Here is a 12,309-nt window from a genome sequence, read left to right as displayed (position 1 = left end):
TGACCGCGCGCAGGCGGCTCGTCATACTTTGCGACAAGGCGAGCCAGAAAGACTCGTCGGCATCGGGAGCTGAAATGACCAAATCATTCTCCGTCCTTGCGGGGACGCTGATTTTCCTCGTCTCCTTCACTTCGATTGCCTTCTCGCAGCCGGCCTGCGTCACCCAGAACATGGTGATGCCGCCTGGGGCCAACAGCACCGACAAGGCGGGCCCGTTCTTTATCGATACGACGGGTCTCGATTTCAAGACGGCGCCTCCGACGCGCGATCCATCCAATCCCAATTACCCGCGCGCGACCGAGCTTCCTGACGGAACGCTGCCGCCACCGGGTGCCGAGGGCAATTTTATCATCGGCCCCACCCACAATCCTGCGCCGGAGACGATCGCGAGGGAGGGTGTGCCGCGCGGGACGACAAAATCCTTCACGCTGCCGTCGAAGGAGAGCACCATCTACAATCCCGGCCTGATCCGCGACGACGTCGCCGGCTGCACCAACTCCTCGATCATGACGACCGTCACGGCGCCGGAGGACAAGTCGCACATGATCGTCACCACCAGCCATCCCGGCGTCTGGTCGCGCACCATCGACCTCTATGTGCCGGCGCAATATGTGCGCGGCACCGAGGCGCCGTTCATCGTGGTCGGCGACGGCGGCTCGAACGCCTACAAGGATCTCGCCACTACGCTCGACAATCTGATCGCGCAGCGCCGCGTGCCGCCGATGATCGCGATCCAGATCGGCAATGGCGGGCAGGACGCGCAGGGCAGTCAGCGCGGCCGCGAATATGACGCGGTGTCAGGTACCTACGCGCAGTTCGTCGAGCGTGAAGTGCTGCCGTTGGTCGAAAAGAACGCCGACGTCAAGCTGACCAGAAATCCCGATGGGCGTGCGACCATGGGGCTGAGTTCGAGCGGCGTGGCAGCCTTCACCATGGCGTGGTTCTATCCCGATCTCTATCACCGCGTGCTGGCGTTCTCGCCGACTATGGTCAACCAGCAATGGCCGCACGACCCGTCGCTGCGCGGCGGCGCCTGGGAATATCACAGCGCATGGACGGGGGCGGCCACACCCAATCTCATTTCCAAGGCTGGCGTGCTCACGCCGGCCGAGCCGCCCGGCGTGCCGCTGATCGTCGCTGCGCCGGCCAAGCCGATCCGCTTCTGGTTCTTCGGCGGCGACCAGGACCTGTTCTATCCGAACCCCACCATTCCCGACGGCATGCACGACTGGACCCTCTCCAACGCGCTGATGGCCAAGGTGCTGGCGGAGAAGGGCTACCACTATCAGTTTCTGTTCGTGCGCAACGCCAAGCACGTCGACCGTCCCACCATCGCGCAGACGCTGCCGTCGGCGCTGGAGTGGGTCTGGAAGGGCTATCCGATCCCCTGAGCGCAGGGAATAAAGGGTCAGGCGAGAGCGGCCTGGCGTTCCCGCATTGGTTCGCGGACCCGATCGGGTTTCCCCGGCTCGGCGAGCCGCGTAAAACTGCGCTGGCTTGCATGCGCGGGTGCTTCGACAATGACGCCTTCGCAAACGATCTGTCCACCGAGCATCCGGAATTCCAGCTTGTCGTAGCGCGGCATCGTCTCGCCGGGCGCGGGCGGCAGCAGCCCGACACTGCCCTGGATGTTCAGTGTGGCATCACCGGCGCCGTGAAGGCGCGGATTCCACATCCTGATCCCGGTCTCCGCCCAACGCTGCCGGATCAGCGTGGCGCGGTCGGCTGGTTCTGCGATCTTTGCACGGATCTTCGGCGCGCCAGTGATCTCCGGAGCGGGAGCCTCGAGGGCCGGCTCCGGCGCAACATCCGTGACGACGCTGGGCGTCTCGTCGGCGACTTTCGCGGCGCTGGGGGAGGGATCGCTGTCGATGCTATCCTCAGCGACATGCTCCGCCGAGATTTCGCGATCGGCAAGCGCCACACACGCATCGTCGAGAGTTGAGCGAGTATCCACGTCGACGGTAGCGGAATGCTCGTCGTTGACGGCGAGAGCGCGGGCATCAACCGGGACGACCTCGACCGCGGCATCGGCGGACGAGGCCTCCTCCGCGACAACGGGCTCAACGGCCGCAAGCTCGGGAGATGCATCGCTGTTGGTGATGAGTTCGGGGACGTCGACCGGCTCGCGCACGACCTCGATGGTCGCGACCGACGCTTCCTCCACGACGACCGGCTCGACGTCCGCCGCCGTCTCCCGGGAGGATTCGTCGCTGCCGCTGATATCGGCTGGCGCTTCCGACGGGCTCTCCGCGATGACAGGGCTGGCGCTGTCGTCTTCGGCCGAAGCCGCGACCGCGGCGTCGCAGTGCGACGTATCCACGCCGATGCTGGTGTCGAGAACCTCCGCGGCTACTGCAATGTCAGCAACAATGGCGGATGAGGCGTCTGCGGTATCAGGCGCGACCGCGATGCTGCCGCCGTGCGGCGCAGGCCGAAGCCGGGTCAACGCCCATTTCACCGCGGGGATGCGGCGCAGCAACGATATCAGTCTCGAAAGCACTGGGAGTTGTCCAAGAGGTACTCGGCTTGAGGCCATCGCTGATTCGCCAGCAATGTAAAAATCCCCGGCTGTCACACTGATGTCAATGTAGGTGGGACCAATTGCAGAACATCCAAGCCTTTAGAGCGCGCGGCTGCGAGTTAGCCGGCGTGACTGTAGTCAAGCTGCAGCCCCGCCAACACGCTTCGTTCGACACCAAGACCTTCGCGTATGACATCGGCGAGCTTTGGCGGCACGAAGACTCTTGGAGAGGGGACGATCGCCCCTCTCCGGACTTCCGATCGATGCAAGCCTACTTTCCGGAGCCCGCGCCGCCGCCGGCCTGGCTGCCCATGTTGTTCGTGTTGCTGCCGCCGGCCGACGGAGTCTGCTTGCCCTTGCTGTCGGCGGCCTCGTTCTGCATGTTCGACGACGCGCCGGTCGTCATGCCCTTGGTCGCGGGGCCCCGCGACGAAGGGCCGACGTCGCCATGGCCGGATGCGCCTGGGGCGGGTTGTGTCTGCGCAAAGGCGCCGCCGGTCGCCAGCGCCATGATGCATGCGGATGCCAAAATGATCTTCTTCATCTGGTTTCCTCCTGGGTTGACTTGAGGACAACTTGCGCGCGGAGCGGACGTTCCTCACAGGGAAGCGTCGCGAGGATCATGACCAAGCACGTTGCGGTGCTTGTCGAGGTTCCCTGTACGGCTCTATCGACGGTAGAGTTTGGAACATCGGGCATCTGGTGTAAGGACGAGGCATGAAAAAGATAATGACTCTCGGAGCGATTCTGCTCTGGTCCACGATCGCAGTCGCGCAGGAGCGCGCCATCACCGTGGCCTCGACGACGTCGACGGAACAGTCGGGGCTGTTCGGTTACTTGCTGCCGCTGTTCTCGAAGGCCGCGGGCATCGACGTGAAGGTCGTTGCCGTCGGTACGGGCCAGGCGCTCGACATCGGGCGGCGCGGCGATGCAGACGTCGTGTTCGTCCATGACAGGCCCGCCGAGGACAAGTTCATGTCCGAAGGGGAGGGCGTGAAGCGCTTTGATGTCATGTACAACGACTTCGTCATTGTCGGGCCGAAGAGCGATCCCGCGAAGATCGCCGGCGGCAAGGACGTGGCCGATGCGGTGCGCAAGATCGCCGCCGCGAAGGCGCCGTTCATCTCGCGCGGCGACAAGTCCGGCACGCACGCGGCCGAGCTACGGCTGTGGAAGGAGGCAGGCATCGACCTCGGTGCCGCCAAGGACGGCTGGTATCGCGAGATCGGTCAGGGCATGGGCCCGGCACTGAACATGGCGTCGTCGTCCAATGCCTATCTGCTGTCTGACCGCGGCACCTGGTTGTCATTCAAGAACCGCGGCGAGCTTACCGTCCTGACGGAAGGCGACAAGCGGCTGTTCAACCAGTACGGCGTCATGCTGGTCAATCCGGCCAAGCATGCGAACGTGAAGGCGCAGGACGGGCAGGCCTTCATCGACTGGCTGATCTCTCCTGGGGGGCAGGAGGCCATCGCCGGCTACAAGGTCGGGGGCGAGCAGCTATTTTTCCCCAATGCGTCCCACTAGAAGGAAGGCGACGGTCGACACTGCGACGCTGAGTGCGAGCAGGATCAGCCCGAGCCCGAGCGCCAGCGGCAGGTCGCCCTTGCTGGTCTCCAGCGCGATCGCCGTCGTCATCGTGCGCGTGAAACCGCGGATGTTGCCGCCGACGATGAGGATGGCGCCAACCTCCGCGATCGCGCGCCCGAAGGCTGCTAGAAAGGCCGTCAGCAGCGAGGTCCGGCCCAGCGCGAACAGCAAGCCGATGCTGCGCAACGTCGACAGCCCGTCGATCCGCGCCAAGTCGCCATACTCCGCCCACAGCAGGCTCGCCGGCCGGTGCACCAGCGCGACCACGATCGGTGTGGCGAGCAGCGTCTGCGCGACCACCATGGCCGCCGGCGTGAATAACAGGCCGGCCGCACCGAGCGGGCCGGAGCGCGACAGCAGAAGATAAAGCGCGAGCCCGACCACGACCGGCGGAAGACCAAGCAAGGCATTGGTGAGGACGATGATGACCTGCCGCCCGCGGAACCGGGTGATCGCAAGCAGCGCCCCGAACGGTGCCCCGATCAGAAGCGCGACAATGCTGGCGGTCAGGCTGACGCGCACCGACAGTCCGACGATGCCCAGAAGCTCTGCGTCGGCTCCGCCGATCAGCGTGAATGCGGCGCCGATGGATCGCGCGAAGTCGTTCATCCGTGCCTGAGCTTCGGCGCCCGCCGCGATGTCTCGCGTGCGCCGATTTCGGGACTGCGGAGGTGATTCACGTTTATTTCCCTGAGGGGATCGTCCTGCAAAGCAGGCGGCGGAGCGGTTTGGTAACCCGAATTGGACCGGAAATCAAAGCCTTGCGCAGCATGGCACGAGGTGGCGTTCGGCCTCATCGTTTTGACTTTGCCCGATGCGGGGACCGTCGGGGCTCAGATCAAGCCGCGCAGCACTTCAATAAGCCGGGCACACTCTGCCTCCGTTCCGACCGTGATGCGCAGGAAGTTCTCGATGCGTGGCTTGCCGAAATGCCGGACCAGAACGCCACGCTGGCGAAGCGCTGCCGCGAGATCTGCTCCGCTCCGGCTTCGATGGCGCGCGAAGACGAAGTTGGCGAGCGACGGCAACACCTCGAAGCCGAGTTGTCTGAGGTCGCGGGCCAAGGTTTCGCGGCTCGCGATGATACGGGCACGGGTGTCTCGGAACCAGCCGTCGTCCTCGATGGCGGCGGCGGCGCCGGCGATCGCGAGGCAATCGACGGGATAGGAGTTGAAGCTGTCCTTCACGCGTTCCAGCGCTTCGATCAGCGGTCGTTGGCCGATGGCAAAACCAACCCGCAGGCCAGCGAGCGAGCGCGACTTCGAGAAGGTCTGGATGACCAGCAGATTGTCGTGGCGTGCAACCAGCGGCACGGCGCTCTCGGCGCCGAAATCGACATAGGCCTCGTCCACCACCACCAGCCGGTCCGGCTGTTCGGCGAGCAGCGATGCGATTGCGTCGCGCTGAAGGGCAATGCCGGTAGGAGCGTTCGGATTGCAGAGGAGGATGGCACTCGATGGCCGCCTGTAGTCGGAGATATCGATCCTCATCGCAGCATCGAGCGGCACCTCGTCATGCGTTATTCCATAGAGGCCGCAATAAACAGGGTAGAAGCTGTAGGTGACGTCGGGGAATAGAAGCGGTGGTTCGTGCTTCAGAAGCGCCTGGAAGGTGTGGGCCAGAACCTCGTCGGAGCCGTTGCCGACGAACACTTGCTCGGGCGCCACATCGCAATGGGCCGCGATCGCCTCACGCAGGCGCGTTGCGCGCGGATCGGGATAAAGGCGCAGCCGCTCCACGGCCGCTGCGATCGCCGCCAGCACGCGCGGCGAGGGCGGGTAGGGATTCTCGTTGGTATTGAGCTTAACGATGCCGTCCTGCTTGGGCTGCTCGCCGGGGACGTAGGGCGAAAGCGTGTGGACGACCGGACTCCAGAAACGGCTCATGATCTCCAATCCGAATGTGATCGGGCACAGTAGGGTATACGGGAGCTCCGCGGAAGTGCGCCTGCATTCAGCAATCCCAGGCAAATCCGCACGAGGCTTACTGCCGGAGACGTTCCCAAGCGCGCCCCCTATGCTAGGGTCATCGCACCACCGCCCAGAATGAAAACAAGAACGAAGGCTGACGCGCCCCAGGCGCGGAACGGCCGAAAAGAGAGGAACACATGCCGGGTGCAGCCCTTCCCACCGCTCCCTCGATTCCGACCGCGCCAGTGACCTCAGCCGTTCTCGACCGCTTGCGGGCCATCGTCGGCGACAAAGGCCTGATCCTGGACGAGCAGGACAAGCTGCCCTTCGTGACCGACTGGCGCGGCGAGTTGGCGGGGCAGGCGGCGGCGGTCGTGCGTCCGGCCAGCACCACGGAAGTCTCCGCTGTCGTCAAGCTCTGCTACGACAACGGCATTGCCATCGTTCCGCAAGGTGGCAACACCGGCCTGATGGGCGGCGCTACGCCGTGGCCCATGCACCGCGGCATCGTGCTGTCGCTCGGTCGCATGAACCAGGTGTTGAATATCGATCCCGTCGGCTATGCCATGATTGTGGAGGCAGGCTGCATCCTCGAGACGCTTCAGGACACAGCCGCGCGCCACGACCGGCTCTTTCCGCTCAGCCTCGGTGCTCAGGGCTCGTGCATGATCGGAGGCAATCTGTCGACCAATGCCGGCGGCGTGCAGGTGCTGCGTTATGGCAATGCGCGAAATCTGGTGTTGGGTCTGGAGGTCGTGCTGGCTAATGGCGATATCTGGGACGGCCTGCGTGCGCTCAAGAAGGACAACACCGGCTATGACCTCAAGCATCTGTTCATGGGCGCCGAAGGGACGCTCGGCATCATCACCAAGGCGGTGCTGAAACTCTGGCCGGCGCCGAAAGACGTGTGCACGGCATGGCTCGCGATTCGCGATCCCAAGTCTGCTATCGACCTTCTGTCGGAGGCGCATGCTGCTTCCGATGACAATGTCGGCTCCTGTGAGCTCATCAGCCGTGCGTGCACCGACATGGTGCTGCGGCACATTCCCGGTACCCAGGATCCTCTCAAGGCTGAGACCGAATGGTATCTCCTTCTCGAATGGTCGTCGGCCCGGCCACGGCAGGACGGTGGCACGGGCATGTCGGACAGGATGGAGCAGTTCCTGGCCGACCAGCTCGAGGCGGGCCGGGTGCTGGATGCGGTGATCGCGCAAACCGAAACGCAGTCGCGCAACATGTGGCGAATTCGCGAGAGCGTGGCCGAGGCATCGCGCACCGAAGGTCCGGGCTTGAGCTACGACGTCTCGGTCGCGGTCTCAAGGATTCCCGAGTTTATCGACAGCGGTCTCGAGGCCGTGCTCGCAATCCTGCCGCCGATCCGCCCCTATCCGCTCGGCCATATCGGAGACGGCAATGTGCACTTCTCCTTCATGGGTCCGAAGGGCATGGACCGCGATACGCTGTCCCAGTATTCCGCAGCAATCACACGGGCCGTCAACGACCTCGTTACCTCCATGGGCGGCTCGATCTCGGCGGAACATGGCATCGGCATCGAGAAGCTCGACGAGCTCCAGCACTATCGCTCCCGGATCGAGCTCGACATCATGCGCACGATCAAGCGGGCGCTCGATCCCAAGAACATCATGAATCCGGGCAAGGTGCTTCGTCTCGGTTGAGGCGCGTCCACCTCGAGCCCGGTGCTCCCCGCACCCTCGCGCCCTCCGGGGACGGGATGCCGCAGATCGGCCGGGCCAAACGGGCCGGGGCACCAAATCACGCCGTTTCGCGACCGAAAGGCGGCTTTATTCCCGCCTTGGATGCTTTAATGAAGGGACAAGATCAGGTCGCACCCGCCCGGGGGCGGTGCTAGACCCTGATGCAGGAACAATGGGGCGGGGCCGGTAGGGCACGTCCGTAAGGATAAAGGATTTGAGGCAATGATCCAAACCGTTGGCATCATCGGGGCAGGGACCATGGGGAACGGCATCGCGCAGATTTGTGCCGCGGCCGGGCTTTCGGTCGTGATGGTCGATATTTCCGATGCGGCGGTGAACCGCGGGATTTCGACGGTCGGCGGCAGCCTCGAGCGCCTGGTCAAGAAGGAGAAGATGTCGGCGGGCGATCGCGACGCCACGCTCAAGCGCATCACCGGCACCACCGATCGCGCCAAGCTCGTCGATTGCGATCTCGTCATCGAGGCCGCGACCGAGAACGAGGAACTCAAGCTCAAGATCCTGAAGGATCTCTGTGCGACGCTGTCGCCGCGCACGCTGCTCGCCACGAACACCTCGTCGATCTCGATCACGAAGCTCGCCGCCGCGACCGACCGCCCCGACCGCTTCATCGGCATGCACTTCTTCAATCCGGTTCCGGTCATGGCGCTGCTGGAGCTCATCCGCGGCTTGCAGACTTCCGACGACACCCACGCCAAGGCGCTCGATTTCGCCAAGCGCGTCGGCAAGGTGGCGATCACGGCCAAGAACAGCCCGGGCTTTGCCGTCAACCGCATCCTGTGCCCGATGATCAACGAGGCGATCTTCGCGCTGCAGGAGGGGATTGCGACGGCGGAAGAGATCGATGCCGGCATGAAGCTCGGCTGCAACCATCCGATCGGGCCGCTGGCGCTCGCCGATCTCGTCGGGCTCGACACCATGTTGTCGGTGATGGAGGTCTTTTATAAAGGCTTCAACGACCCCAAATACCGTCCAGCTCCCCTGCTCAAGGAAATGGTCGACGCCGGCCATCTCGGCCGCAAGACGGGGCAGGGCTTTTACACCTACGGCGCCTGACAATGGCGCAGGCGGCGGGCGTTGAGTGCTCGCCGCCGGCCCCCGCGATTTGCGCTGCGACAAAGACGCCGCGCGCAATCGGCCTGACAATGTCGAACGGGCGTCCTGCGGGAACAACGGAACGGATAACAAGGGACATGTCGGATCGACTGAAGGCCGAGCGCGAGGCTGCGGCCGCGCGGCGGAATTTGCTGACCCAGGACGCGATCGAGCGCACGGGGATCACCGAAGAGATGATCGGGGAACTCGTGACCCGTTTCTATGGCCGCGTCCGCGAGGATGCGCTGCTGGGGCCGGTGTTCGCGATCGTGCAGAATTGGGACGAGCATCTGGCCAAGCTCCGGGATTTCTGGTCGTCGGTCGTGCTGATGAGCGGCCGCTACCATGGTTCGCCGATGCGGGCGCATATGCCACTGAACCTGGTCGGGGATCATTTCGACCGCTGGCTCGATTTGTTTGAACAGACCGCGCGCGAGGTCTGCCCGCCGCAGGCAGCCGCGCTGTTCATCGACAGGGCGCGCCGCATCGCCGACAGTTTCGAGATGGCGTCGGCGACCTTGGCCGGACGCATCGCTGCGCCGCGTCACGTGCTCCGCTCCTAGAATACAGAATGCCTGCCTGAGAAATGCGCAGCCGCATTGATGGCGCTACGATCGCGCCGAGCGTCGGCGCATTGCACCAATACCGGCAGCATTGATCTGATCTGCAAAATCATCATGCCGGTCGCGTAGCGTGACGTTGCAATTAGAAAAATGCGCGCAAATGCGCGTGTTCGCGTTCAATCAGTGCGAGCATAACCGTGTGATGCACTGCGGGAAAAAATCTTTGCCTTTTTTTCGGCAGAGTTCCAGCGCCTGCTTGTGAACATGTCGAGTGCATCGTTCAACCCATCCTCTTCATCCTCCGACAACACAGCGGAATCCGAAGCTGACGCTTGCACGGAGCAAACCCGGCGGGCACTCTTGAAGAGTGCGCTGGCCACCACGGCGTGCTTCGCCTGTTCCACGCAGGTCCACGCGGGCGAGGATGCGCCCGGCTCCGACGAGCGGCCTCAGAAGGGCGATCTGCTCGTCTTCGCCGAAGGCGATCAGGAGGGAAAGCCCGTCACCGCGGCCGCTCTGTCGGCCGGCGGACCGCCGGTGCATGCCTGGCCGAAAGATCCAAAGACATCGGTCGTGCGCAGCGCCTCGCGCCTCAACGAGATCTTGATCATCCGCCTCGACCCCGCCGAGCTCGACGAGCAGACAAAAGCGCGCGCCGTCGACGGCATCCTCGCCTATTCGGCAATCTGCTCGCATGCCGGCTGTCCTGTCACGGCGTGGGTGAAGAGCGATGTCGGCGACAAGGAAGTGCTCAAATGCATGTGCCACAACTCCGAATACGATCCTCGCGCGGGCGCGCAGGTCGTGTTCGGGCCGGCGCCGCGACGGCTCGCTGCGCTGCCGCTGGCGCTGGCTGACGGCTCGCTCAGCGTCGCCGGAAACTTCGTCGGAAAGGTAGGTGGCGCGCAGCCGGGATGATGGGCGTGCGGGTTGTGCCCGCGTCATGAGAGACCGCATCCGCCGATGGGTGGACGACGGGACGAACGACAAGAATTCAAAACAAGAATTCAAAACGGATGAAAAAGGGGAACGCCATGACCAGGAAGCAGTGGTTACTGTCCGGCTTCGTCACCTTCACGTGTCTTGCATCGACTCTTGCCTCGACCGCCGCCGTATCAGGCCCGATCGAGAACTACGCGCCGGTCACCGCGCAGCGGTTGGAAAACCCGGAGCCCGCCAATTGGATGCTCTACCGGCGGACCTATGACGGGCAGGGCTACAGCCCGCTCGACCAGATCAACACCTCGAATGTAAAGAACCTCACCCCGGTCTGGACCTTCGCGACCGGCGTGGTCGAAGGTCACGAGGCGCCGCCGATCGTCAACAACGGCGTGATGTTCGTTGCGACCCCGATGGGGCAGGTGATCGCGCTGAACGCCAAAACGGGCGACGAATATTGGCGCTACAAGCGGCAGCTTCCCGACGACCTATTCCAGTTGCATCCGACCAGCCGCGGCGTCGGCCTATGGGAGGACAAGCTCTATCTCGCCACCACAGACGACCATGTCGTCGCGCTCGATGCCAAGACCGGCAAGGTGGTGTGGGACACCAAGGTGCAGGACTACAAGAAGGGCCAGTACATGACCCTGATGCCGCTGATCGTCGACGGCAAGGTCATCGTGGGCGGCTCCGGCGGCGAGTTCGGCGTGCGCGGCTATGTCGCCGCCTACGATGCCAAGGACGGCAAGGAGCTGTGGCGGACCTATACCATCCCGGGCGAAGGCGAACCCGGCCACGACACCTGGCAGGGCGAGGACTGGAAGAACGGCGGCGGCTCGGCCTGGATGACCGGTAATTACGACAAGGACACCAAGACGATCTATTGGGGCGTCGGCAACGCCGCGCCGTGGCCCGGCGAGATGCATCCCGGCGACAATCTCTATACCTCCTCGGTGCTCGCGCTCGATCCGAACACCGGCAAGATCAAGACCCATCACCAGTATCACCAGAACGATTCCTGGGACTGGGACGAAGTCGAAGCGCCGATGTTGATCGACCTGCAACGCGACGGCCGCAACATCAAGAGCCTGGTCCATCCGGGACGCGATGCGATCTTCTGGATACTCGAGCGCACGCCGACCAAAATCAACTACGTCGCCGGCTGGCCGTTCGTCTCCACTGACGTCTGGAAGGGCATCGACGCCGAGAGCGGCAGGCCGATCGTCGATCCCGCGCACAAGCCCGTGGTCGGCAAGCGCGTGGAGTTCTGTCCATCGCTGTGGGGCGGCAAGGATTGGCCGTCGGCGGCCTACAGCCAGAAGACCGGCCTCGTCTACGTGCCCGCCAACGAGAATTTCTGCGGTGGGTTCACCGGCGAGAAGGTTCCGCTCAAGCCCGGCGAGCTCTGGCTCGGCACCAAGCCGGAGGACATCGGCCTGAAGACGAAGCCGGGTGCCGATCATTTCGGCGAGCTCCAGGCTTGGGATCCCGCCACGGGCAAGAAGGTGTGGCAGCACAACTTCCCCAAGTCGCAGCTGTTCGGATCGGTGACGGCGACCGCAGGCGATCTCGTCTTCGTGGGTGGTACCAACGACCGCAACTTCCGCGCCTTCAACGCCAAGAGTGGCGAGCTGCTCTGGGAGCAGAAGACCAACTCCGGCATCATGGGCATGCCGGTGTCCTATGAGATCGACGGCACGCAATACATCGCGATCCAGTCGGGATGGGGCGTGGATGCGCAGCGCATCCAGGATGCACTCGTGACCAACAACATCGGCATCGAAGCCAACGTGCCGCAGGGCGGCGTGATCTGGGTGTTCGCGCTGAAGAAGTAAGCTCCGCTGGCGGATCGAAAGAAGCGGAGTGTCAGGGGGCAAATGCGGCGGACGGCAACGTCCGCCGCATTTTGCGTCGGCGTCCTCCCTTCTCCCTTTGCGGCAGAAGGTGGCGCGAAG

The 12,309-nt window shown here is 64.0% G+C and carries 11 protein-coding genes; 7 read left to right on the top strand and 4 right to left on the bottom strand.

Annotated features, from left to right (window positions below; all coding sequences use genetic code 11):
- Positions 1-74 precede the first annotated feature (74 nt).
- A complete protein-coding gene (locus AC0L3A_RS15785) occupies positions 75-1,391 on the top strand; it encodes an alpha/beta hydrolase (protein WP_473254723.1) in 1,317 nt (438 codons plus the stop codon).
- A 17-nt stretch (positions 1,392-1,408) separates the two neighbouring features.
- Here the strand turns inward: AC0L3A_RS15785 and AC0L3A_RS15780 are convergent, their stop codons facing one another.
- Positions 1,409-2,503, bottom strand: a complete 1,095-nt coding sequence (locus tag AC0L3A_RS15780; protein WP_473254722.1) for a hypothetical protein — start codon at positions 2,501-2,503, stop codon at positions 1,409-1,411.
- Positions 2,504-2,795: 292 nt separating this feature from the next.
- On the bottom strand, positions 2,796-3,068 hold the full coding sequence (locus AC0L3A_RS15775; RefSeq protein ID WP_007601345.1) for a hypothetical protein: 273 nt from the start codon (positions 3,066-3,068) through the stop codon (positions 2,796-2,798).
- 173 nt (positions 3,069-3,241) lie between these two features.
- On the opposite strand from AC0L3A_RS15775, the gene AC0L3A_RS15770 reads away from it, so the two are divergent.
- Positions 3,242-4,051 carry an ABC transporter substrate-binding protein gene (locus AC0L3A_RS15770; RefSeq protein WP_473254721.1) on the top strand — a complete coding sequence of 270 codons (810 nt, stop codon included), beginning with the start codon at positions 3,242-3,244 and terminating at the stop codon, positions 4,049-4,051.
- Here AC0L3A_RS15770 and AC0L3A_RS15765 read toward each other — a convergent pair.
- Both AC0L3A_RS15765 and hisC read right to left on the bottom strand, forming a co-directional pair.
- Positions 4,025-4,723, bottom strand: a complete 699-nt coding sequence (locus AC0L3A_RS15765; RefSeq protein WP_473254720.1) for an ABC transporter permease — start codon at positions 4,721-4,723, stop codon at positions 4,025-4,027. The genes AC0L3A_RS15770 and AC0L3A_RS15765 overlap by 27 nt on opposite strands.
- A gap of 224 nt (positions 4,724-4,947) precedes the next feature.
- The gene (gene hisC, locus AC0L3A_RS15760; protein ID WP_473254719.1) at positions 4,948-6,000 is read right to left on the bottom strand and encodes a histidinol-phosphate transaminase; all 1,053 of its coding nucleotides are present in this window, start codon (positions 5,998-6,000) and stop codon (positions 4,948-4,950) included.
- A 221-nt stretch (positions 6,001-6,221) separates the two neighbouring features.
- Between hisC and AC0L3A_RS15755 the strand changes: the two genes are divergently transcribed.
- The 5 genes from AC0L3A_RS15755 (at position 6,222) to AC0L3A_RS15735 (ending at position 12,189) form a co-directional block, all read left to right on the top strand.
- Positions 6,222-7,700 carry an FAD-binding oxidoreductase gene (locus tag AC0L3A_RS15755; RefSeq protein ID WP_473254718.1) on the top strand — a complete coding sequence of 493 codons (1,479 nt, stop codon included), beginning with the start codon at positions 6,222-6,224 and terminating at the stop codon, positions 7,698-7,700.
- Positions 7,701-7,961: 261 nt separating this feature from the next.
- On the top strand, positions 7,962-8,813 hold the full coding sequence (locus AC0L3A_RS15750; protein ID WP_007601357.1) for a 3-hydroxybutyryl-CoA dehydrogenase: 852 nt from the start codon (positions 7,962-7,964) through the stop codon (positions 8,811-8,813).
- A 137-nt stretch (positions 8,814-8,950) separates the two neighbouring features.
- On the top strand, positions 8,951-9,415 hold the full coding sequence (locus AC0L3A_RS15745; protein WP_007601358.1) for a group III truncated hemoglobin: 465 nt from the start codon (positions 8,951-8,953) through the stop codon (positions 9,413-9,415).
- Between the two features lie 264 nt (positions 9,416-9,679).
- Entirely contained in the window at positions 9,680-10,333 is a 654-nt protein-coding gene (locus tag AC0L3A_RS15740; RefSeq protein ID WP_007601359.1) for a QcrA and Rieske domain-containing protein, read from the top strand.
- A gap of 116 nt (positions 10,334-10,449) precedes the next feature.
- Positions 10,450-12,189 (top strand): methanol/ethanol family PQQ-dependent dehydrogenase, encoded by a 1,740-nt coding sequence (locus AC0L3A_RS15735; protein ID WP_007601360.1) that lies wholly within the window; start codon positions 10,450-10,452, stop codon positions 12,187-12,189.
- The last annotated feature ends 120 nt before the right edge of the window (positions 12,190-12,309 follow it).

The organism is Bradyrhizobium sp. MI1.3 (assembly GCF_055811695.1).
This window is presented reverse-complemented; position numbering and strand designations above follow the sequence as displayed.